Genomic DNA, 22849 nt, shown 5'->3' on the forward strand with positions numbered 1-22849 from the left:
GCGCTGCGGCAACGTTAGGACGCCGCCGGCACCCCCTTGGTGGTGGAGTATTCGAAATGCAGCGCTTCGCCCGGATGCACCACCGGGTGGGCAGCATGTGCGGCCGTCGCCGCCTCAGCAAAGCCGGTCAGGATCAGCTTGAGCTTGCCGGGATAGCTGGCGATATCGCCGATGGCAAATACCCCCGCCGATCCGGCGGAGCAGGTTGACGGATCGATGGCCACATGGTTGCGGTAGAGATTGAGCCCCCAGCGCGCGATCGGTCCCAAATCCTGCGACAGGCCGAAAAACGGCAGGAGGACATCCGCGGCAAGCGTCCGCGTCTGGCCATCGAGATCACGCACAACGACGCCGGTAAGCTGTTTGCCCTCGCCCTCCAGACCCGCAAGCTGGAACGGAACGACAAGCTCGATCGTTCCCGCAGCTGCCAGCCGCCGCAGCTTCTGCACGCTGTCAGGGGCGGCGCGGAACTTGTCACGCCGGTGCACCACCGCAACGCTGGCGGCAATCTCGGCGAGCGATACGGCCCAATCCACCGCCGAGTCACCGCCGCCGGCGATCACCACCCGGCGATCGCGATAGTCGTCGCGCCGCCGGACCAGATACTGGACTCCCGAGCCCGCCGGCTGCTGTTCGAAGTGCTGGATATGGGCGAGCGGCGGCCGATTCGGCCCGAAGGAACCGACGCCGGCCGCAAGGATGACCACCGCCGCATCGATGCCAACACCGGCCGAGGTCCCCAGAAACCAGCGGTCGGTCGGCAGCCGTTTCAGTTCAATGACTTGCTGGCCAAGATGATAGACGGGATGAAAGAGCGCCGCCTGCGTCTGCAACCGGTCGATGAGTTCTCCGCCAAGGATTTGCGGAAAGCCCGGAATGTCGTAAATGGGCTTTTCCGGATAAAGTGCGGTGCACTGGCCTCCCGCCACGTCGAGCACATCGATGACATGAGACGCCATGCCCAGCATGCCACACTCGAAAATGGCGAACAGGCCCACCGGCCCGGCCCCGATGATCGCCACGTCGGTCCGGAATGAGGTCGAAGTCATGGAATCGGCCCCCGTGTTTCGATCTGCTGTTGATGGATGTTCGTCGTACCTACCATGGCGGCTTCGCCGCTTCCGCGCAAGCATCGGTGCCAACAGTATGCTGCGCCGTGCACAAACGGGGGTGCCAGCGATGCTGCCGACGATCGCCGAACAAACCCTCGCCGACCAGCAGGCCACCGAACATCTCGCTGCCAGCCTGGCTAGGATCGCCCGCCGCGGTGATATATTCGCCCTTGAGGGTGATCTTGGCAGCGGCAAGACCGTTTTCGCCCGCGCCTTCATCCGGGCGCGTGGCTGCGTCGACGAGGACGTGCCCAGTCCCACCTTTACCCTCCTCCAGGTCTACGAGCCATCGCTGCCAGACGCCTGCCCGATCTACCATTTCGACCTCTATCGGCTCGACGCGCCGGATGACGCCTGGGAACTCGACATCGAGGACGCGTTCGCCAGCGCCATCTGCCTGATCGAGTGGCCAGATCGCCTCGGCCCGCTGCTGCCAGCGCACGCGCTCTCGGTGCGCCTGCGCCCGGGGACAGCGGCGGAGCAGCGTCGCATTCAGCTCGCCGGCACGACAGCCTGGCGGCAACGTCTGCAGGAGACCGGCCTTGCCTGATCGTTCCTTGCCTGATTGCTGCTTGTCAGATCGCGCTGGCCTCATCGACGCCTTCATCCGCGCCGCCGGCTGGCAGCCGGAACACCTGCGCCCGCTTGCCGGTGACGCCTCCTTCCGCCGCTATAGCCGTTTGGCCGATAATGGCCGCCGCGCGGTGCTGATGGATGCACCGCCGGACCACGAAGACGTCCGCCCCTTCGTCCGCATCGCCCGTCATCTGGCCAACCTCGGCCTCAGCGCCCCCGCCATCCTCGCCGCCGACGAAACGGCCGGCCTGCTGCTGCTGGAGGACTTCGGCGACGCCACCTTTACCCGGCTGCTCGCCGATGGCACCAGCGAGCGCGATCTCTACCGCCTCGCCACCGACGTGCTGATCTATCTCCACCGCTTGGCGCCTGCCGTCGCCGCGCCCGCCGGTCTTCCCGCCTACGATGAGCGCCGCCTCCTCGACGAAGCGTTGCTGTTGACCGACTGGTACCTCCCGGCGGTCACCGGCACGCCGATCTCCATCGCCGGCCGCGATGCCTGTGTGGCGGCTTGGCAGGACGCCCTGGCGCTTGTGATGCAGCTTCCACCGACGCTGGTGTTGCGCGATTTCCACGTGGACAACCTGATGCGCCTCGATGAGCGCGACGGCCTCGCCGCCTGCGGCCTGCTCGATTTTCAGGACGCCGTTGCCGGCCCCGCCGCCTACGACCTGATGTCATTGCTCGAGGACGCGCGCCGCGACGTTTCGCCTCCGGTCAAGCAGGCGATGCTGCAGCGCTACCTGCAAGCAATGGACATGGCCGATCGAGAGCAGTTCGCCGCCGCCTTTGCCGTGCTGGGCGCGCAGCGGCATGCCAAGGTGATCGGCATCTTCACCCGGCTGCACCGCCGCGACGGCAAGCCGATCTATCTCGGCCACATCCCCCGCGTCTGGCGCTTGCTGGAGGCGGCGCTGCAGCACCCGGCACTGGCGCCGGTGGCAGCCTGGTTCGATCGTCACTTGCCGCCAGCGCTGCGCCGCATGCCCGCGGTTGCCGACCAACAGGCCGGTCGTTGATGGCGTCGCACNTCCCTGGAGCGGCCGACGCGGGCGATGGTGCTGGCCGCCGGCCTCGGGGTACGGATGCGGCCGATCACGCTGACGCTGCCGAAGCCGCTGATCCGCATTGGCGGGCGGACGATGCTCGACCGGGCGCTGGACGAACTCGCCGCCATCGACGTGACCGAGGTGGTGGTGAATGTCCATTACCTGGCATCACTGATCGAAGCCCACCTCCAGGGCCGCACGCGGCCGCAGATCGCCATCTCGCCGGAGCCGGTGTTGCTCGAAACCGGTGGCGGCGTTACCAACGCCCTGCCTCTGCTCGGTCACGAGCCGTTCTTCGTCGTCAACGGCGACGTGCTCTGGTGCAACGGCCCGCAGCCGTCGCTGCGCCAACTTGCAGACGCCTGGGACGCGGGACGGATGGACGGCCTGCTGCTGCTGCATCCCACCGCCACCGCCTGCGGCTATAGCGGTCCCGGTGACTTCTTTCCGCTGCCGAACGGCCGGCTGCAGCGGCGAGGGACACGCGCCAGCGCNCCCACCCTGTTTGCCGGTCTGCAGATCCTGCATCCGCGGCTGTTCGTCGACCTGCCGGCGGGCGCGTTTTCTCTCAACGTCCTCTACGATCGGGCGATCGCCGCCGATCGGCTGTTCGGTGTGCTGCACCAGGGCGCCTGGTGCCACGTGGGAACGCCGACTGACATACCCGTCGCCGAAGCCTTCCTGCAAACCCACAGCGACGACGGCAACCACGCAACGGCAGCGGAGCGGCGGGCCGGGGAATGACCGCAGCCGCGGTCTACACCATTCCACCCGGCGTTTCCTTCGTCGATGCCCTGGCGAGCGAACTGCTGCGCCGTGGTGAGGGTGATCCGCTCGCCTTGCCAAGAATGCGCCTGCTGCTGCCGACACGACGCGCCTGCCGGGCGCTGGCCACCGCCTTCCTGCGCATCCGTCCCGACCGGCCGCTGTTGCTGCCGCGGATGACGCCGCTCGGCGACGTGGACGAGGACGAGATCGCCCTCGACCATGCGGCGGAGCTTGGCGGCGAGGACGCGCTCATCGCGCCTGCCATCCCGCCGTTGCGTCGCATCTTGCTGCTGACACGCCTCGTGCTCGCCCGGAGCCCCGGCGAGACCTCCGTCGATCAGGCGGCGCGGCTGGCGCAGGAGCTGGCGCGGCTGCTCGACCAGGTACAGACCGAGCGCCTGGATTGGCACGATCTGGCGGCGCTGGTGCCGGACGAAATGGCGGCGCATTGGCAGCTGACGCTGCGTTTCCTCGCCATCCTCACCGAGAACTGGCCGCGCATCCTCGCCGAGGAAGGCGCCAGCGATCCCGCCGACCGGCGCAACCGCCTCCTCGCCGCACAGGCGCTGGCGTGGACAAAGGCGCCGCCGCCGACGCCCGTCATCGCCGCCGGCTCCACCGGCAGCATCCCGGCGACCGCAGATCTGCTGAAAGTCGTCTCGCGGCTGCCGCAGGGGGCGGTGATCCTTCCCGGGCTCGACCAGGAGGCCGATGACGCCACCTGGGCTGCCATCCGCGCCGAGCCCTGGCATCCACAGTACGGCATGGCGCTGCTGCTGGAGCGCCTGGAGGTGACGCGGGCCGAAGTTCGGCAGTGGCCGCACCGACCGGGTGACCGGTTCAGCGAAGCGCGCGCCAGACTGATCCACCGGGCGTTGCGTCCCGCCGTCGCCAGCGCCGAACCTGAACCCTTCAAGGCCGCCGGGCTCGCCGTACAGCATGTCTCCCGGCTGGACGCAGCGACGCTGGAGGAGGAAGCACGCGCCATCTCGCTGATCATGCGCCAGACGCTGGAAGCGCCCGAGCGCACCGCCGCCCTGGTTACGCCTGACCGGGCGCTGGCCCGACGGGTCGCCGCCGAGTTGCAGCGCTGGTCCATCACCATCGACGATTCCGCCGGTCTGCCGCTGGGGGACACCCAGCCGGGCGCCTTTCTTCGCCTCGTCGCCCGCATGGTCGCCGAGCGCTTCGCCCCGGTGCCGCTGCTGGCAGCACTGAAGCATCCGCTGGCCGGCGGCAGTATTGCCGTCGAGCAGTTCCGCCGAACCGTCCGCCGGTTGGAGGTGGCGACACTGCGCGGGCCACGACCGGCACCGGGGCTTGTCAGCCTGCGCGCCGCATTGGGCGAGAAGACCGAGAGCAACAGCAGGCTGCACGCCCTGATCGACCACCTCGCCGCCGCCACCGGGCAACTGGTTGCCCTGCTGCAGCAGCGATCGGCAGACCTCCCGGACCTGCTCGCCGCGCACGTGGCCGCTGCCGAGGCGCTCGCCGCCACCGACGTGGAGACCGGGCCGGACCGGCTCTGGCGGGGTGACGCTGGCGAGGCGATGGCGAAGTTCATCGCCGAACTGGCCGACGCCGCCCGCGGCGACAGCGGCGTCGGCTGCCATGCCTATCCTGCCCTGTTCGAAACGTTGCTGGCCGGCCACGTCGTCCGCCCGGTGTGGGGACGTCACCCGCGCCTGGCCATCTGGGGGCCGCTGGAAGCCCGCCTGCAGCACGCCGATGTGTTGATCCTCGCCGGGTTGAATGAGGACAGCTGGCCACCGCGGGCAACAGCCAGCCCGTGGATGAGCCGGCCAATGATGCAGGCCTTCGGCCTGCCGCTGCCCGACCGGCGCATCGGTCTTTCCGCCCACGACTTCGCCCAGGCCTTCTGTGCCCCCGCAGTCTGGCTGAGCCGCTCGCGCCGGCGGGAAGGCACACCAACAGTGCCGTCGCGCTGGCTGCTGCGGCTGGAGGCACTGTTGCGCACCACGCCGGTGCGGCCGATCGAAGCGGGCATCACATGGCTGCACTGGCAGGCGCTGCTCGATGAACCACCTGCCAATGAGCGCCACCACATCGATCCGCCCGCCCCCTGCCCGCCGGTCGCCGCGCGGCCGCGCCAACTGTCGGTCACCCGGATCGAGACCTGGATGCGCGACCCTTACGCCATCTACGCCCAGTACATTCTCGGGCTCAGGGCGATCGAGCCGCTGGATGCGGACCCGGGGGCGGCCGAATATGGCTCCTTCGTCCATGCGGCGCTTGAACACTTCGTCCGCCAGCATCCGCGCCGTCTGCCGGGCGATGCGTTGCCACAACTGCTCGCCATCGGCCGCCAGGTCTTCGCGCCGATGCTCGACCGGCCNGGGGTGCGCGCCTTCTGGTGGCCGCGGTTCGAGCGGATCGCCCACTGGTTCGTCGCCGAAGAGCAACGCCGCGACGACAGCATTCGCTACCGCTACAGCGAAGTAACGGGTCGCCTTCGCTTCGAAGCTCCGTTCGCGCCATTCGAGCTGACGGCGAAGGCCGACCGGATCGATGTTCTCGCCGATGGCCGGCTCGGCATCATCGACTACAAGACCGGGCAATTACCAACCAGGAAAGAAGTGGCCGCCGGTTTTGCCCCGCAACTGCCGCTGGAGGCGGCGATCGCCCTCGCCGGCGGCTTCGATAGCATCGCCAGGGCGCCCATCGCCCAGATCACCTACTGGCGCCTGCGCGGCAACGAGGAGGGTGGCGAAAAACTCGACCTCGANCGGCGACCCGATCGAGCTGGCACAGACGGCGCGTGCCGGCCTGGAACGCCTCGTCGCGGTGTTCGATCAGGAGGAGACCGCCTACGCTGCCCGACCGCGATCCTCGGTCGCGCCGCGGTTCAGCGACTACGAGCACCTGGCGCGGATCAGGGAATGGTCCGCCTGGGGCGGTGACGCCAGCGAATGACCGACGCCCTCTCGCCGCCGATGCCTGACCCGAATGCTGCTCACGATGCTACCCCCGATGCGCTGCAGCGTCAGGCGGCCGCCGATCCGAACGCATCTGTCTGGGTCGGTGCCTCCGCCGGCACCGGCAAGACCAAGGTGCTCACCGACCGGGTGCTGAGCCTGATGCTGCAGGGGACGCCACCGCACCGCATCCTCTGCCTCACCTTCACCCGTGCCGCCGCGGCGGAGATGAACAAGCGCATCGCCGACCAGTTGAGCGATTGGGCGACGATGCCGGCGAAGGCGCTCACCCTGGCGCTGCAAGGCCTGCTCGGCCGGATACCGAACGACGACGAGGCGGTGCTCGGCCGGCAGTTGTTCGTCCGCGTCCTCGACACCCCGGGCGGGATGAATATCCAGACGATCCATGCCTTCTGTCAGTCACTGCTCGGCCGCTTCCCGCTCGAAGCCGGCATCGCCCCACACTTCGCCGTGGTCGATGAACGTGATGCCGGCGAAATGCTCGCCGATGCGGCACGACAGGTGTTGAGCAGTGCCGAGCAGGCAGAAGGCGGACTGACCGCGGCCGTCGCCGTGATCACCGGCCATGTGGCGGAAACCGGCTTCCAGGCGCTGGTGCAGATGCTGGCAAGCGAAGCCGGCCGGTTGCAGGGGACGCTCCAGGCCTGTGGCTCGATTAAAGCGGCCATCGTCGCGATCCATGCACGCCTCGGCCTGGCGACCGGCGAGACGCCGGAGACCGTCGTCACCAGTGCCTGCGCCGACGGTGCTTTCGAAGCCGATGCTCTGCGAGCAGCGATGGCGGCGCTGGCTGCTGGCGGCAAGACGGACCGAGAGCGAGCGACCGCCATCGCCGATTGGCTCGAAGGCAACGTCACCACGCGGGCGAGCGGATTCGCCAAATACGCGAAAGCCTATGTAACCAAGGATAAGGAAACCGACCTGCCGCAGCCGAAGAAGACGCTGGCGACCAGCGGGGTGCTGAAGGCTTGGCCGGCGGCGGAGGCCATCCTCAATGACGAAGCCGAGCGGCTGGTTGCCACCCTGCTGCGGCAGCGGGCGGCGGTGACCGCAGAAGCGAGTGCCGCTCTGCTCACCGTCGCCACCGCGCTGCTCGATGTCTACGCGCGGACGAAACAGGCGCGCGCACTGCTCGACTACGATGACCTGATCCGCGCCACAGCCCAGCTGCTGGAACGAGACGGCGGCGCGTCGTGGGTACTGTTCAAGCTCGACGGCGGCATCGACCACGTGCTGATCGACGAGGCGCAGGACACCAACCCGGATCAGTGGCGGGTGATCCGGGCGCTGACGGCGGAATTCTTCACCAGTGAACGGCGGTCGGTGCGACCGCGCACCGTCTTCGCCGTCGGCGACGTCAAGCAGTCGATCTTCAGCTTTCAAGGCGCCGAGCCGGCCGAGTTCATCGCCAACCACCGCCACTTTGCCGGCGAGGCAACCGAAGCCGGCAGCCGTTTCCGTGCCGTCGATCTCAGCGTCTCCTTTCGCTCCACCCGGGCGGTGCTGGCGGCGGTGGATGCGGTCTTCGCCCAGGATGCGGCGCGCGACGGCGTCGCCCTCGACGGCCAGCCGATCGCCCATCAGGTGTCGCTGAGGCGCCAGGATGACGGCGGCATAGTGGAGCTGTGGCCGGAACTGGCGGCTCGCAAGGAAGATGAGCCGGAACCATGGAAACCGCCGGTGGATCGCGTCGACAAGGATGCACCGCACAGCCGCCTGGCGCGACTTGTGGCCGCCCGTATCGCCCGGATGATCGCCAACCACGAACTGCTGGACTCGCAGGGGCGGCCGATCCAAGCGGGCGACGTGATGGTGCTGGTGCGCCGCCGGGACGCCTTCGTCGAGCAATTGGTCCGCGCACTGAAAGATCGGCAGGTTCCCGTCGCCGGCGTCGATCGGATGATTCTCACCGAACAGATTGCGGTGATGGACCTAATCGCGCTCGGCCGCTTCGTCCTGCTGCCGGAGGACGATCTGACCCTCGCCTGCGTGCTGAAAAGCCCCCTCCTCGGCCTCGACGACGATCAGCTTTTCCGTTTTGCGCATGGTCGTACGACCAGCTTGTGGCGGGCGCTACAGGCGGCAGAGGACGAGCCTGCGTTCGCCGCAGCGCGTACGTTTCTCCGCGACCTGATGGCGATCGCCGATCAGATCCCGCCCTTCGAGTTCTTCTCCCACGTGCTCGGACCGCTACGCGGGCGGCGGCGCTTCTTTGCCCGCCTTGGCCACGAAGCCGACGAGCCGATCACCGAGTTCCTCGATCTGGCGATGCGCTACGAACGGACGCATCCGCCGACCCTGGAGGGCTTCCTCCACTGGCTGGAAACCTCGGCGGTGCAGATCAAACGCGACATGGAGCAGGCGACGCGGGATGCGGTGCGGGTGATGACCGTGCATGGCGCCAAAGGCTTGCAGGCGCCGATCGTCTTTCTGCCCGATACCAGCAGGGTACCGCAGGTACATACCGCTGGTCGGCCGCCGCCGATTCTGTGGACGCAGGCGCTGAGCGGCGGGGCGTTGCTGCCGCTCTGGCCGCCCGCCGCCGACGCGCGCGAGGTGGTGACACAGGCGGAGCATGCGCAACTGAAAGCGCGGCAGCGGGCGGAATATCGCCGCCTCCTCTACGTGGCGATGACCCGCGCCGAAGATCGGCTGATCGTCTGCGGCTGGCACGGCAAACAAAAGCCGTCCGAGGGCTGCTGGTACCAGTTGATCAAGGACGGGCTCAGTGCTGCCGCCGTCGCCACCGAAAACGATCCCTTCCTGCAGGAGGCGAAGGAGCGGGACGAGTTCGACGCCGATCCCGTCGTCTATCGCCTGCGGTCGCCGCAACGCGTGCAGCCGCAAGCGCAGCCGGCAAGCGAGGCAGTGCAGCTGCCGGACCTGCCTGGGTGGGCGACAACATTACCGGCCGAGGTCCGCCCGGTGCCGCGGCCCTTGTCGCCCTCGCGCGCGGTGGATGCCGCCGATCCGCCGATCCGCCCGCCGCTGACCGCCAGCGGTGAGGGTGGCTATCGGCGCGGCCAGATCATTCACCGCTTGCTGCAAAGCCTGCCGCANGTGACCGGTAGCGGCCGCGACGAGGCGGTTCGCCACTGGCTCGCCCGTCAGGCGCGTGGGCTAGCCGCTGCCGAACAGGCGGATGTGATGCGCCAGGTGCTGGCGATCGTCGATAACCCGCAGTTCGCATCGATCTTCGGTCCGGACAGCCTGGCGGAAGTGCCGATCTCCGGCGAGGTGGACGGGCGACTGTTGAGCGCTCGCGTCGATCGGCTGGTGGTCAGCCCCGAACGCATCACCGTCCTCGACTACAAGACCGACCGGCCGCCACCGGACGATCCGGGGCGCGTATCGCCCGCTTACCTGCGGCAGATGGCGCTCTATCGCCGCGCCCTGAGCGCCGTATTCCCCGACCGCCCGGTGGAATGCCTGATCTTGTGGACAGATGCGCCGCGATTAATGCAGCTTAGCGATGAGACTCTCGCGGGGTTGACGCCTTGACCCCCGATGTCGCTCCATAGATTGTGGGACTAGGACGCAAGCTCAGGTTGGCTCGCGTTATGAAGCTGCAGGGATAACCAAATGCCGAAGCCCGTTACCGATGACTCGTTTTCCACCGATGTGCTCAAGAGCGAGAAGCCCGTTCTTGTCGACTTCTGGGCCGAGTGGTGCGGTCCCTGCAGGCAGATTGCGCCGGCACTGGAAGATCTCGACAAGGAGTTGGGCGCCCGCGTCACCGTCGCCAAACTCAATATCGATGAAAATCCGATGACACCATCGAAATATGGTGTTCGCGGCATTCCGACGCTGATGCTGTTCAAGGATGGACAAGTTGCCGCCACCCGGATCGGCGCACTGCCGAAGGGTAAACTGTTCGAGTGGGTCGAGTCCGTCCTGTCCGTGGCCTGATCGGCCCTGATCGGCCGGTCCGTCGCCTGCTCGCGGCGGCGCCATCAGCCGCGGGCGTTCGCCGCCAGGACGTGCCCGGCGAGATACAGTGAGCCACAGATAAGTACCCGGGCGCGCCCGCGCTGCCGGCCAACGGTGGCGAGGGCGCCGCGGATACCGTCGCAAGCCAGCGCGTTCGCCCCGCAGCTGCGGATCAGTGTTGCGAGCGCTTCCGCCGCGAAGCTGGCCGGCTCGTCGGGGATATCCACGGTGACCATGGTGTCGAAGAGCGGCGTCAGCGGCGCAACGAAGCCGGCGGCGTCCTTCGTCTGCAGCATGCCGATCACCCCATAGCAGGGGCGATCCTGCCACTGTCGCAACTGGGTCGCCAGGACCTCGGCCGCCCCCGGATTGTGGCCGCCATCGAGCCAGAGCTCCCAGTCGGCCGGCAGCAGCGCCGCCAGCGAACCGCTCGCCAAGTGCTGTAGCCGTGCCGGCCAGACGGCCGTCCGCAGCCCGGCAGCCACCCGCTCGCGTTCGGCCGCAATCCCGAACAGCCGGTGCAGGGCGGCGATCGCCACACCGCCATTCTGCCGCTGATGCGCACCAGGCAATGCCGGAGCCGGCAGGTCCCACGCGTCTTCGACGCCGTCGGCCCGCCACTGCATCCCGTCACCGCGGGCGCGCACGGACCACTCGTGCTCTTCTTGGACCAGCGGTGCCCCCACCGCCTTCGCCCGCGTGGCGATCACCTGTGCAGCCGCCGGTGGCTGCGCCGCAACCACGCAGGCGACACCGGGCTTCAGGATGCCGGCCTTTTCAAAAGCGATCTCGCCCAGGGTTTCACCAAGGTAGGTGCGATGGTCGATGGAAATCGGTGTGATCACCGTCAGTGCCGGACGGTCGACCACATTCGTTGCATCCAGTCGGCCGCCAAGCCCGGTTTCTAGCAAGGTGAAATCAGCCGGCATCTCGGCGAACGCGAGCAGCGCGGCAACGGTGGTGATCTCGAAGAAGGTAATCGGCGCACCGTCATTCGCCGCTTCGCAACGGGCGAGCAGCGTCGTTAGTGCCTGATCGTCAATGATTCGATCGGCAACAACGATTCGTTCGTTGAACCGCACGAGGTGCGGCGAGGTATAGACGTGCGTCGTTCGCCCATGCGCGGCGAGCATGGCCCGCAGGAACGCCACCGTCGATCCTTTGCCGTTGGTCCCGGCCACGTGCACCACCGGCGGGAGGTATCGGTGAGGGTCGCCCAGGCGCCGCAGCAGTCGATAAACACGGTCGAGCGACAGGTCGATCAGCCGCGGATGCAACGCCTGCAGCCGCGTCAGGATGGCGCCGGGGTCATGCTCGGTTGAGGCGCTCATGCCAGGGACGTCATGCCAAGGACGTCATGCCGGGGGCGGAGCGCTCCCACCCACCGCTAGCGACGGCAACGCCACTTCGGTTCCAGGTCCCTCTGCCTTCGCTTCGACCGCAGGCCGCCGCAATAGCCGCAGGATTCGCGCCAGCGTCTCCGCCAGCTGGTGGCGTGGCACCACCATATCCACCATGCCGTGTTCCAGCAGATACTCCGCCTTCTGAAATCCTTCCGGCAGGCTTTCGCGAATCGTCTGTTCGATCACCCGCGCGCCGGCAAAGCCAATGACCGCGCCAGGCTCGGCAAGGGTGATATCGCCCAGCATGGCAAAGGATGCGGAGACGCCGCCGGTAGTAGGATCGGCCAGGACGACGAGATACGGCAGCCCCGCCTCGCGCACTTCGTTCACGGCAATGGTGGTACGCGCCATCTGCATCAGCGACAGGATGCCTTCCTGCATCCTCGCCCCACCCGAGGTGGCAACGACGATCAGCGCGCACTGCTCGCTCACTGCCGCCCGCGCCGCGGTGAGCAGGCCCTCGCCCACGGCGATGCCCATGGAGCCGCCCATAAAAGCGAAATCGAGACAGGCGACCACCGCCGGCACGTCACCCAGGGTACCGATGGCAACGCGGATCGCCTCCGGCTGGCCGGTGCGCGTCTGCGCTTCCTTCAGTCGGTCGGTGTACTTGCGCACATCGCGGAAGCGCAGCGGATCGACCGGTGCCTTGGGCAGGTCGAGAATGCGGTACGCGCCAGCATCGAACAGGCTCACCAGCCGCTTCTCGACCCCAATACGCATGTGATGGCCGCAGTGCTGACAGACGTGCAGCGCCTTCTCCAGGTCGCGATGAAAGATCAGCTGCGCACAGGCCGGACACTTCTGCCACAAATTGTCCGGGATATCGCGTTGCGCACCGACCAGCTCACGCAGCTTCGGGCGGACAACCTCGGAGAGCCAGCTCATGCCGCCGACTCCCGACGACTGCCGGCGCGTACCCCTTGCGCCAATTGGGCGACGAAGGTGGTGATCGCGTCCACCAAGCCTGCCATGGGCTGGTTGGCCGCATCAAGGTGCTCGGCGACGCGTTTAACCAGTGCCGTGCCGACCACCGCTGCATCGCCGATCCTGGCCATCGCAGCAGCCTGCTCCGGCGTGGTGATGCCGAAGCCAACGGCGATCGGCAGGTCGGTTGCGGTGCGGATGCGGGCCACCGATCGCTCCACATCGTCGAGGCTCGCCGAGCGGGTGCCGGTCACCCCGGCGATCGAAACATGGTAGACGAAGCCCCGCGCATGGGCGACCACCGTCGGCATCCGCGTAGCATCCGTGGTCGGTGCGATCAGGAAGATGAAGTCGAGCCCCACCGCCTCGGCCGGAAGTCGCAACTCGTCCGCCTCTTCGGGTGGCAGATCGACGATGATCAGCCCATCGACACCGGCACGCCGCGCATCGGCGACGAACGCCTCCACCCCATAAACGTAGACCGGATTGTAGTAACCCATGAGGATGACCGGCGTCTGATCGTCCGACCGGCGAAACTCGCTCACCATTGCCAGCGTCCGACGGACAGTCTGTCCCGCCCGCAGTGCCCGCAGCGACGATGCCTGGATCGCCGGTCCGTCCGCCATGGGATCGGTGAACGGCATCCCGAGTTCGATCAGGTCGGCGCCGGCTCCGGGTAGCGCCGCCAACAGCTGTGCCGCGGTTGCGGCATCGGGATCGCCGGCGGTGAGGAAGGTGATGAGACCACCGCGGCCTTCGGCGCGCAGGGTCGCGAAACGGCGATAGATGCGACTCTNGGTTGATCACAGCTTGATTCCGAGATGATGGCCGACGGTGAAGACGTCCTTGTCGCCTCGACCGCACATGTTCATCACCAGCACGTGGTCCGCCGGCAATTGCGGGGCAATGCGCGCCACGTGCGCCAGCGCGTGCGCCGGTTCGAGCGCAGGAATGATGCCCTCCAGCTTGGCACACAGCTGGAAGGCAGCAAGAGCCTCGTCGTCGGTGACCGATACGTAGTCGACCCGACCGCAGTCACGCAGGTGTGCGTGCTCCGGGCCGACGCCGGGATAATCGAGTCCGGCGGCGATGGAATGGCCGTCGAAGATCTGTCCGTCGTCATCCTGCAGCAGGTAGGTGCGGTTGCCATGCAGAACGCCCGGCTGCCCCGCCGTCAGCGAGGCGCAGTGGGCACCGGTATCGATGCCGCGCCCCGCTGCCTCCACCCCGACCATGCGGACAGCGGCGTCGTCGAGGAACGGATGGAAGAGGCCCATGGCATTGGAGCCACCGCCAATGCAGGCAACTAGGGTGTCAGGCAAACGGCCTTCCGCCGCCAGGATCTGCTCCCGCGCTTCCTGGCCGATGACCGCCTGAAAATCGCGAACCATCGCCGGATAGGGATGCGGGCCGGCAACCGTCCCGATCAGGTAGTAGGTGTCGTCGACGTTGGCGACCCAGTCGCGCAGCGCCTCGTTCATCGCGTCCTTCAAGGTACCAGTGCCCGAGGTCACCGGCCGGACGGTGGCGCCGAGCAGCTTCATCCGGAAGACGTTCGGCGATTGCCGCTCGATGTCGGTCGCCCCCATGTAGACTTCGCAGCGAAGGCCGAACAGGGCGCAGACGGTCGCCGTCGCCACGCCGTGCTGGCCGGCGCCCGTCTCGGCGATGATTCGCGTCTTGCCCATGCGCCGTGCTATCAGCGCTTGGCCGAGTGTATTGTTGATTTTGTGCGCGCCGGTATGATTCAGTTCATCGCGCTTAAAATAGATTTTCGCGCCACCAAAGTATTCGGTCAGGCGCTGGGCCAGATAGAGCGGGCTGGGGCGACCAACGTAATCCTTCATGTAATAATCAAACTCGGCGATGAACGCCGGATCAACCCGCGCCGCATCGTAGGCCTGCTCCACCGACAAGATCAGCGGCATCAGCGTCTCGGCGACAAAACGGCCACCGTAGATGCCGAAGTGTCCGCGTTGGTCGGGATCGTTGCGAAGGGAGTTTGTACCCTCCATCGTCTTTGCCTCCTCTGCCCGAAGCACCGTCGCCAAAGGACGGTGCCGGTCCGGGGATCCAACCGGGATGGGCTAAGCCCACCGGCGACGCTGCCGACTGCTTGCTGTCTCCCAAGCCTGGCGCGCCCGGCACCACATCACAAGTCTTTCGCCACCGCCAGGAACTGGCCGATCTTGGCGAGGCTCTTTTCGCCCGGAACATCTTCGATGCCGGAAGAAACGTCCACCGCCGCCGCACCGCTAAGGCGCACCGCCTCGGCAAGATTGCCCGCATGCAGGCCGCCCGCAAGCAACCACGGCCGGCGCCACGCACGCCCGCGCAGCAGCGACCAATCGAAGGCCAGGGCGTTACCACCGGGATGGCGCGCCTGGTTGGGCGCCCGGCTGTCGAAGAGGAGCCAGTCCACCGCATCCTCGTAAGGCGCCGCCGCGTCCAGGTCGGCTGCCTCGGCCACCGGTACCGCCTTGATCACGCCGATGCGAAATCGCTCCCGAATTGCTCGTGCCCGCGCCACCGTTTCCCGTCCGTGGCACTGAACAAAATCAAACGGCGCCGCAGTCAGGATCGTTTCCAGCGTCAGGTCATCGGCATCGACGACAACGGCCACCCGCCGGATACCCGGTGGCACCTTTACCACCAACCTTGCGGCCTCGCATGGCGTCAAGGCCCGCGGTGAGGCAGGGAAGAAGACAAAGCCGACAAAGCTTGCGCCGCCCTGCACTGCCACCGCGAGCGCCACTTCGGTCTTCAGCCCACAAATCTTGACGGCAACCGCCATGGCTCAGTTCCGAACGGCTGCGACCGGCAATGGCGGCACCGCCGGCAAACGCCGCGCCTGTAATCTGCCACGCCGTCGATCGTGCCGCCGCAAACAGATCAATGCCTGGGTCGCCGTTCTGGTTGCCGCTACGCGGCCACGGCCGGCGGCGAGGGAATCGTTGCCTGGGCGACGGCGGCCTCATGCTTGGCGACCTGTTCGTTCAGGCCAATCGCCTCACGACGCGCGCGCTCAAGCTCCCGCATCAGTTGGCGGTTGCGCTGACGGACCTTGAAACCCTGTGCCCAACCGGCAAGGGCGCCAATGAGGAAGCCAAAGAGAGCGCCGACCAATGCGATCGCGTACAGCGGCACGTCCAGCTCAATAAACGGCCAGAGGTTCAGCGAGACCGGGTTGGGATTTGTTGCCGCAAAGACAATCACGAACGTGATCAGCAGCAAGGCAACAAGCCAGAAAATCACCTTCAACACGCTGGCTTACCTCTCGCTCGCAAGGAAGGAATATCGATTATTCATCCGTATTCAGCTTTTCGCGCAATTGCTTGCCGGTTTTGAAGTAGGGAACGTATTTGGAGTCGACGTCAACGGCCTCGCCGGTGCGCGGATTGCGGCCAACCCGGGCGCCTCGTTCCTTTACTGAAAAGGCGCCGAAGCCGCGCAGTTCAACCCGATCGCCTCGCTCCAAAGCGCCGGATATCTCCTCAATGATTGTTGTCACGATCCGTTCCACATCGCGCTGATAGAGGTGCGGATTGGCGGCTGCCAACCGTGCGATCAACTCCGATTTAGTCACCTGCGGAACCTCCCTCCCTTACAACGATCCTCGCCGGTCGTGGGGAGGCAACCGAGTTGCCTCTTCTCGCCCGTGACGCGGCCTCAAGGGTGCCAGAGGGAGACCACCCCGTCAAGACTAAGCCTTTCAGAAANAAGCGCTTTTCCAAAGGCGCCGCCAACGAGGTCACGCAGCGTCTTCTCCGTATCGTCAGTTTCCAGATCGATCGCCGGCAACTGTGTACTGATCCCGTGGGAGGATTGCAGCCAAGCTCTCGCTTCCTCCTCGCCGCCGAGTTGATCCACCAGACCACTTGCGATCGCCTGCCGGCCACTGAACACCCTGCCATCGGCAACGCTCGCCAGCTGCTGCCCGGTCAGCCCCCGGCGTTCGCTCACCATCGCCACAAAGCCGTTGTAGATGTCGCTGATGACCAGCCGCATCGCTTCACGTGCTTCGGNGGTGAACGTCTCGAGCGGGTTCGGCTGAGCCTTCAGTGGCGAACTCTTAATTGCTTCGGGCTTGATTCCCAACCGGCTCAACAGCCCGGTCACGTCGGCTGATTGCAGAATGACCCCGATCGACCCCGTTACCGTACCCTCACGGGCAAAAATGCGGTCGCTGCCGATCGCTGTCATGTAGGCTGCCGAGGTGGCGAGATTGCCCATCACCGCAACCACCGGCTTGTGTCGGGCGGTTTCGCGCAGGCGGGCGTAGAGGGTTTCGCCTCCAACGACCGTCCCGCCCGGACTGTCGATATGGACAATCAGCGCTTTGACCCGGTCGTCGTCGGCGATGCGGCTGAGGGCCTGATCACGCTCACGGTCGTCAACGATCACGCCTTCGACGAGGAGGCGCGCCACGTGATCGCCCGCCTGTAGCCGCACAAGGGGGCGCAGGCCGATGATAATTGCTGCTATCATCAGGACGATAGCAGCTATCCGCCAGAAGGTCAGATGACGCTTCAGCCGCCGACGGTCGACGAGGAAATCGGTGTCGATAGCCATCCTGTGTCCGTTAGCGGCCGCGCGCCGTACGCCCGAGATTAGGCCTTGTCGTTATCGTTATCGTTATCGTTATCGTTATCGTCGTCGTCGTTACCGTCGGACGCCCGGCTTGCCTGTTCCGCACGCTCGGCCGACTGACGCTTTTCCTTGATCGCTGCGCCGAGAATTTCGCCTAGGCTGGCACCGGAGTCGGAGGAGCCGTAAGTGGCAACTGCCTGCTTTTCTTCATCCAGCTCACGCGCCTTTATCGACAGCAGAACCTTGCGGCCAGGGTGGTCGATCTGGATGATCTTGGCGTCGACCTTTTCACCGGTGGCAAAACGGTCTGGCCGCTGTTCGACCCGATCGCGCGACAGCTCCGATTTGCGGATGACGCCAGGAATACCGTCGTTGAGACGGACCTCCACCGCGTTATCGAGCACAGCCGAGACGGTGCAGGTGACCACCGCGCCTTTGCGCAGCTTGTTGATGCCGGACTCGAAGGGGTCGTCGATCAGCTGCTTGATACCAAGGCTGATCCGCTCCTTCTCCACGTCCACATCGAGAACCTTGGCACGCACCTGATCGCTGCGCTTGAAACCGGCGATAGCCTGTTCGCCGCTCAGCTCCCACGACAGGTCGGACAGGTGCACCATGCCGTCGATTTCGCCGGTAAGGCCAACGAACAGCCCGAAGTCGGTGATGTTCTTGACTTCGCCATCCACCACCGAGCCGACAGGGAACTTCTCGACGAAATCCTCCCACGGATTGGGCAGGCACTGCTTGAGCCCGAGGCTGATCCGACGCTTGTCGCGATCCACATCGAGAACGACCACTTCCACCTCCTGGCTGGTGGAAACGATCTTGCCCGGATGGACGTTCTTCTTCGTCCAGCTCATCTCCGAGACGTGCACCAAGCCTTCGACGCCCGGCTCAAGCTCGATGAAGGCACCGTAGTCGGTGATATTGGTCACCCGACCGGTAAACCGTGCGCCCACCGGATACTTGAGGTCGACGCCTTCCCAGGGGTCGGCTTCGAGCTGCTTCATGCCGAGCGAGATGCGCTGCGTCTCCGGATTGAAGCGGATGACCTGCACCTTCACCGTCTCGCCGATCTGCAGCGCTTCGGTCGGATGGTTGATGCGTTTCCAGGAGATGTCGGTCACGTGCAGGAGGCCATCGACGCCGCCCAGGTCGACGAACGCACCATAATCGGTGATGTTCTTGACGACACCCTCGAGGATCTGCCCCTCGCGCAGATTGGCGATCAGCTCCGATCGGGCTTCCGCACGCGTCTCTTCGAGCACGGCGCGGCGGGAAACGACAATATTATTGCGCGTCCGGTCCATTTTCAGGATTTGAAACGGCTGCGGCGTGTTCATCAGCGGTGTGATGTCGCGCACTGGGCGGATATCCACCTGACTGCCGGGCAAAAAAGCAACCGCACCTGCCAGATCGACAATAAAGCCGCCCTTGACCCGACCAAAGATCACCCCGTTGATACGTTCGTTGCTCTTGAACGCTCGTTCCAGGTGATTCCACGCCTCTTCGCGTCGCGCCTTCTCGCGGCTGAGGATGACCGCGCCGTCCTTGTCCTCAAAGCGCTCGACATAGACCTCGACCGCGTCGCCTCGAACCAGCTGGGTGTCCTGGCCGGGGGAGAAAAACTCCTTTAACGGGACCCGACCTTCCGATTTCAGGCCCACATCGACCATCACCATGTCGTTCTCGATCGCGACGACGGTGCCTTTGACGACCCGACCCTCAAATGTTGCAGCGCCAGCGAGCGATTCCTCAAGAAGCGACTCGAAACTCTCCCGGGGAGGGAACTGCGCCTCGCCAACCAAGGTTTCGGATCCTGTAGCTACCATCTGTCTCGTCTTTCCTCGTTTCTGTTCACGCGATCCGTAGGTCCCGAAGCGCGGTACCATCCAGCCGCCACCGGCATCGCTTCCATAACCGCTTTGTCCTGCATTGGGGATCACTTCGTACGGAGCGCGGCCCTGAATCGCCTTCCGAGCGCTTGTCCGATCCGATCGCCCCTCGACCGCAGGCGCCTGCCTCAGAGCCCGAAACCACCGTTTGATGCAATCTGCATTATCGCAGCATCAAATACGGCGTCGGGATCGAGCGTACCAGTGTCGATCACAAACGCATCCGCCGCCGGTTGCAGTGGTGAAGCCAACCGATCGGAATCGCGCGCGTCTCGATCCTGCATATCCCGCAGAACTCGCTCTTCTATAGCTTGCAGCCCGCGCTGCCGCAACTCCCTAACCCGTCTGGCCGCGCGGATTTCGACCGCTGCGGTGACAAAAAGTTTTATTGGCGCCCACGGGCAGACCACCGTGCCGATGTCGCGACCGTCAAGAACCGCGCCAGCGGCGCCATTCGGCGGTCGGGTGGCGAAGTCGCGCTGAAATTGCAGCAACGCCTGCCGCACCGCGGCAATCGTCGCCACCTTCGACGCCGCCACCGCCGCCTCGTCGCTGCGAAGGCCGGGGTGATCGAGGTCCTGAAGCTGCAAAGAGCGCGCGGCAGCGCTCGCCGCCACCACGTCAGTGGCATCGAGACCAGCCACGATCAACTTCATGCCGACGCCGCGATAAAGCAGGCCGGTGTCAAGGTGGGCGAAAGCAAACTGCGTCGCCAGCCGTCGCGCCAGCGTCCCCTTCCCCGCCCCCGCCGGACCGTCGATTGCGATCACCTTCTTGGAATTATGCATCTAATCACTGAGTCTATCGTCTAGCCCGGATATGATCCGGTCAGGCCGGACTGTCAGGTAAGCCTGCTGCATTGTAGTTGCGAACCGTATCATCCACTCTTGGCAGGCTGCGTCACTATCCCGCAGCCCGATGGTCGACGGCGACAAATCCAATCCTGCAAACGTGCCCACAGTGTCAAGCTGTTCGCTGCTAGTGCGAAGACATTTGGCTGGAATTTAGCGGCTAGATGACTCACTCAGGCAACCAATTTGGCAACGCAGCAAAAATCTTGCCCGCGGCTGGCATCAGCGATACTATGAACTTATCCAGCATTCGCGCTGGGGTTGAAGGTAGCGCCAAGGGGGCGCCGCCACGGGGATTGTTTTGGGTATTCGCGCGACCACACAACCGCCTGTGTCTGTATCCTATATGCCTTTGTATTTGTGTCCTTTTTCACCTCTTGCGTTACCCCAGACATAGGGACGCCAAGCCCGTTCGTACGCGCGTTGGGTCCACAATTGCGACACTGAACGCGCACGCGGCAGCAAGATCCTTTGCCATCGACAGAAGAGCGAGATGAGGCAGTGAACTACGTGACTGAGCCTTCGACCCCGGCACCGGACCGGCTAAACTGGCGATCCCGTTTGGGCGACCGAGAACTCAGCCTGACGGATCTGTTACGCTTGCTGTGGCGCCGCCGGGGCCTCATCGTCGGCCTTGTCGTGCTCTGCATGGTCATGGCGATCGGCGCATTATTCGCGATTACGCCACTCTATACCGGTGCGACGCAGATTCTCATCGATACCAAGGAAGCGAAGATCGCATCCAGTCTCGAAGAGGTCCTGGCCGATACAACACCCGACAAGGAGGCAATCCAGAGCGAGATTGCCGTGTTGCAGTCCTGGAATCTGGCCGAGAAGATCGTCAACGATTATCAGTTGACTCGCGATCCGGAATTCAATAGCGCGCTTAAACCACCGTCGGCGATTGGCATTGCGGTAAAATCTGTCCGCAACTTCATCACTGGCCTGTTGCCACCTGACCTCCTGCCGCAGGCAAAGGACGCCGGCGACGAGGAGACCAGCGAGCAAAATAGCACGATCCAGACGTTTCTCGACCGTTTGGATGTCGCCATGGTGGGTCAGTCCCGGGTCATCCAGATCAGTTTTGATGCGGAAGACCCCCTCAAGGCAGCCAAGTTGGCCAACGCGGTCGCTGACGCCTATCTACTGTCGAACCTCGAGGCTAAGTACGACGCTACCCGTCGCGCCAATCAATGGTTGGGGAGCAAGCTGGAAGATATCCGCCAGAAGGTTGCCGAATCTGACGCCGCGGTGGAAGCCTACCGGCAGCGAGCCGGACTGCTGCAGTCGAACATCAACGGCAGCACGCTGATTTCACAACAGGTCACCGACCTGAATGGCCAGTTGATCGCGGCACGCGCGGACCGCGCCGCCGCCGAAGCGCGGCTAGCACAGGTCAAGCAGGCGGTCCAGTCCGCGGGTGGCGCCGAGTCCCTTGCCGACGTGCTCGGGTCGCCCATCATCGTCGACCTGGTTCGCCAGGAGACTGAGGTCAAACGTGCCATCGCCGAGCTAGCGGATAATCTGGGCGATCGGCACCCGCGGATGATCAGCGCCCGCAGCGAACTGGCCGATCTGCAGGCGAAAATGCGCGCCGAGGTCAATAAGATCATCAAGCGGCTGGAGAATGACGCATCGATCGCTCGCGCACGCGAATCCTCGCTGCAGGGGAGCCTCAAACAGCTCGAAGCCAAGCTCGGGCAATCCAATGCGGCGGAAGTGCAGTTGCGCGCACTGCAGCAGGACGCCGACGCCAACAAGACGACGCTGCAGCAGTTCCTGTCGCGTTTCTCCGACCTCAGTGCCCAGTCGGATTTGTCGGCGCACGACATCAGCGCCCGGGTGATCGCCCGCGCCACGCCTCCAGATAAGCCCACGTCACCGCGCAAGATCCTGATCCTCGCCATGGTTGTGGTGCTATCGACCGCGGCGGCCGTGCTGTTGGCCTTTGCGCTGGAAACCCTTGATCAGGGCTTCCGCAGTGGCGATCAGGTGGAAGAAGCGACCGGGGTCCGTACCCTAGGCCTGATTCCCGCTCTCCGCCGTCAGAAGCGAGGCGAAGGCGGCCCCGAGGCCTATGTGGTCAAGAACCCGTCGTCCATGTTCGCCGAGGCAATACGCTCCGTCTACACCAGTATTCTCATCTCCTATAGCCGGCCAGCACCGCGCACGGTGCTGATTACCTCCGCCCAGCCGAAGGAAGGCAAGTCGACGATTGCCGCCTGCCTTGCCCGGATGTGCGCGATCTCCGGCAAGAAGACGATTGTCGTCGAGACAGACCTCCGCCGGCCGTCAGTGCACAAGCTGATGGGAGTCCATCAGGGACCTGGCCTTGTGGAATACTATGGCGGCGAGGCGTCGCTCGAGGATGTCATTCACAAGGACGAGGCGACCGGAGCCTTCGTGCTGCCGGCCGGTAAGCTCGTCGTCGATCCGGTGAAGGTGCTCAGTTCACCGCAGGTGCGCCAGATGTTCAGCGCCCTCGCCCAGCAGTTCGATCTCGTGGTTATCGACACGCCGCCGCTGATGGCCGTTGCCGATGCGCGAATCATCGCCCCCATNGTGGATAGCACCGTTTTTGTCGCCCGCTGGGGTCGCACCAATCGCGAGGTGGTGCGGTTGGGCCTGAAAACACTGCTCGAAACCGGCGCCAGCCTGAGTGGTGTCATCCTTTCGCGCGTCGACGCCAAACGCCACGCCCAGTACGGCTTCGGCGATTCCGGCTACTACTACAAGGGTGTGAAAAGCTACTATACCCGCTAGCGCCCTGTCTGATTCGCACAAGGTGCGG

At 65.3% G+C, this 22849-nt stretch carries 18 protein-coding genes; 7 read left to right on the forward strand and 11 right to left on the reverse strand.

What is annotated here, in order from left to right; genetic code table 11:
- Window positions 1–14 precede the first annotated feature (14 nt).
- Window positions 15–1049 carry an NAD(P)/FAD-dependent oxidoreductase gene (locus tag HQ394_RS04670; RefSeq protein WP_190262253.1) on the reverse strand — a complete coding sequence of 345 codons (1035 nt, stop codon included), beginning with the start codon at window positions 1047–1049 and terminating at the stop codon, window positions 15–17.
- Window positions 1050–1179: 130 nt separating this feature from the next.
- Here HQ394_RS04670 and tsaE point away from each other — a divergent pair, with 130 nt between their 5' ends.
- From tsaE to trxA, 6 genes are all read left to right on the forward strand, one after another.
- Entirely contained in the window at window positions 1180–1662 is a 483-nt protein-coding gene (tsaE, locus tag HQ394_RS04675) for a tRNA (adenosine(37)-N6)-threonylcarbamoyltransferase complex ATPase subunit type 1 TsaE (protein WP_190263126.1), read from the forward strand.
- A 22-nt stretch (window positions 1663–1684) separates the two neighbouring features.
- Window positions 1685–2707, forward strand: a complete 1023-nt coding sequence (locus HQ394_RS04680) for an aminoglycoside phosphotransferase family protein (protein ID WP_190262255.1) — start codon at window positions 1685–1687, stop codon at window positions 2705–2707.
- Window positions 2708–2743: 36 nt separating this feature from the next.
- Window positions 2744–3481 carry a nucleotidyltransferase family protein gene (locus HQ394_RS04685; RefSeq protein ID WP_190262257.1) on the forward strand — a complete coding sequence of 246 codons (738 nt, stop codon included), beginning with the start codon at window positions 2744–2746 and terminating at the stop codon, window positions 3479–3481.
- The gene (addB, locus tag HQ394_RS04690; protein ID WP_317628997.1) at window positions 3478–6426 is read left to right on the forward strand and encodes a double-strand break repair protein AddB; all 2949 of its coding nucleotides are present in this window, start codon (window positions 3478–3480) and stop codon (window positions 6424–6426) included. The genes HQ394_RS04685 and addB overlap by 4 nt, the downstream gene beginning before the upstream one ends.
- A 33-nt stretch (window positions 6427–6459) precedes the next feature.
- A complete protein-coding gene (gene addA / locus HQ394_RS04695; protein ID WP_456151537.1) occupies window positions 6460–9963 on the forward strand; it encodes a double-strand break repair helicase AddA in 3504 nt (1167 codons plus the stop codon).
- Window positions 9964–10044: 81 nt separating this feature from the next.
- Window positions 10045–10371, forward strand: a complete 327-nt coding sequence (trxA, locus tag HQ394_RS04700) for a thioredoxin TrxA (protein WP_190262261.1) — start codon at window positions 10045–10047, stop codon at window positions 10369–10371.
- 44 nt (window positions 10372–10415) lie between these two features.
- Here the strand turns inward: trxA and HQ394_RS04705 are convergent, their stop codons facing one another.
- From HQ394_RS04705 to cmk, 10 genes are all read right to left on the reverse strand, one after another.
- Window positions 10416–11723 carry a bifunctional folylpolyglutamate synthase/dihydrofolate synthase gene (locus tag HQ394_RS04705; RefSeq protein ID WP_190262262.1) on the reverse strand — a complete coding sequence of 436 codons (1308 nt, stop codon included), beginning with the start codon at window positions 11721–11723 and terminating at the stop codon, window positions 10416–10418.
- Between the two features lie 24 nt (window positions 11724–11747).
- On the reverse strand, window positions 11748–12683 hold the full coding sequence (gene accD, locus HQ394_RS04710; protein ID WP_190262264.1) for an acetyl-CoA carboxylase, carboxyltransferase subunit beta: 936 nt from the start codon (window positions 12681–12683) through the stop codon (window positions 11748–11750).
- The gene (gene trpA / locus HQ394_RS04715) at window positions 12680–13510 is read right to left on the reverse strand and encodes a tryptophan synthase subunit alpha (RefSeq protein WP_190263127.1); all 831 of its coding nucleotides are present in this window, start codon (window positions 13508–13510) and stop codon (window positions 12680–12682) included. The genes accD and trpA overlap by 4 nt, the downstream gene beginning before the upstream one ends.
- Window positions 13511–13525: 15 nt before the next feature.
- Window positions 13526–14737: a tryptophan synthase subunit beta gene (trpB, locus tag HQ394_RS04720; protein WP_190262266.1), complete on the reverse strand. Its 1212-nt coding sequence runs from the start codon at window positions 14735–14737 to the stop codon at window positions 13526–13528.
- A 137-nt stretch (window positions 14738–14874) separates the two neighbouring features.
- Window positions 14875–15516 (reverse strand): phosphoribosylanthranilate isomerase, encoded by a 642-nt coding sequence (locus tag HQ394_RS04725; protein WP_190262268.1) that lies wholly within the window; start codon window positions 15514–15516, stop codon window positions 14875–14877.
- Between the two features lie 128 nt (window positions 15517–15644).
- Window positions 15645–15986 carry a LapA family protein gene (locus HQ394_RS04730; protein WP_223291851.1) on the reverse strand — a complete coding sequence of 114 codons (342 nt, stop codon included), beginning with the start codon at window positions 15984–15986 and terminating at the stop codon, window positions 15645–15647.
- Between the two features lie 37 nt (window positions 15987–16023).
- A complete protein-coding gene (ihfB, locus tag HQ394_RS04735; RefSeq protein WP_190262271.1) occupies window positions 16024–16308 on the reverse strand; it encodes an integration host factor subunit beta in 285 nt (94 codons plus the stop codon).
- Window positions 16309–16391: 83 nt separating this feature from the next.
- Complete coding sequence (sppA, locus tag HQ394_RS04740) at window positions 16392–17294, reverse strand: signal peptide peptidase SppA (RefSeq protein ID WP_190262273.1); 903 nt, start codon at window positions 17292–17294, stop codon at window positions 16392–16394.
- Window positions 17295–17332: 38 nt separating this feature from the next.
- The gene (rpsA, locus tag HQ394_RS04745) at window positions 17333–19120 is read right to left on the reverse strand and encodes a 30S ribosomal protein S1 (RefSeq protein WP_223291852.1); all 1788 of its coding nucleotides are present in this window, start codon (window positions 19118–19120) and stop codon (window positions 17333–17335) included.
- Between the two features lie 215 nt (window positions 19121–19335).
- Window positions 19336–19995 (reverse strand): (d)CMP kinase, encoded by a 660-nt coding sequence (cmk, locus tag HQ394_RS04750; protein ID WP_190262276.1) that lies wholly within the window; start codon window positions 19993–19995, stop codon window positions 19336–19338.
- Window positions 19996–20568: 573 nt separating this feature from the next.
- Here cmk and HQ394_RS04755 point away from each other — a divergent pair.
- Window positions 20569–22821 carry a polysaccharide biosynthesis tyrosine autokinase gene (locus HQ394_RS04755; RefSeq protein ID WP_190262278.1) on the forward strand — a complete coding sequence of 751 codons (2253 nt, stop codon included), beginning with the start codon at window positions 20569–20571 and terminating at the stop codon, window positions 22819–22821.
- Window positions 22822–22849 lie beyond the last annotated feature (28 nt).

The organism is Defluviicoccus vanus (genome assembly GCF_014672695.1).
Lineage (GTDB): Bacteria > Pseudomonadota > Alphaproteobacteria > Rhodospirillales > Defluviicoccaceae > Defluviicoccus > Defluviicoccus vanus.

What these genes read in the sequence shown, in the direction of transcription:
- HQ394_RS04670 (WP_190262253.1), bottom strand. Translation starts at nt 1,049, where the DNA reads ATGACTTCGACCTCATTCCGGACCGACGTGGCGATCATCGGGGCCGGG.
- tsaE (WP_190263126.1), top strand. Translation starts at nt 1,180, where the DNA reads ATGCTGCCGACGATCGCCGAACAAACCCTCGCCGACCAGCAGGCCACC.
- trxA (WP_190262261.1), top strand. Translation starts at nt 10,045, where the DNA reads ATGCCGAAGCCCGTTACCGATGACTCGTTTTCCACCGATGTGCTCAAG.
- HQ394_RS04705 (WP_190262262.1), bottom strand. Translation starts at nt 11,723, where the DNA reads ATGAGCGCCTCAACCGAGCATGACCCCGGCGCCATCCTGACGCGGCTG.
- accD (WP_190262264.1), bottom strand. Translation starts at nt 12,683, where the DNA reads ATGAGCTGGCTCTCCGAGGTTGTCCGCCCGAAGCTGCGTGAGCTGGTC.
- trpB (WP_190262266.1), bottom strand. Translation starts at nt 14,737, where the DNA reads ATGGAGGGTACAAACTCCCTTCGCAACGATCCCGACCAACGCGGACAC.
- HQ394_RS04725 (WP_190262268.1), bottom strand. Translation starts at nt 15,516, where the DNA reads ATGGCGGTTGCCGTCAAGATTTGTGGGCTGAAGACCGAAGTGGCGCTC.
- cmk (WP_190262276.1), bottom strand. Translation starts at nt 19,995, where the DNA reads ATGCATAATTCCAAGAAGGTGATCGCAATCGACGGTCCGGCGGGGGCG.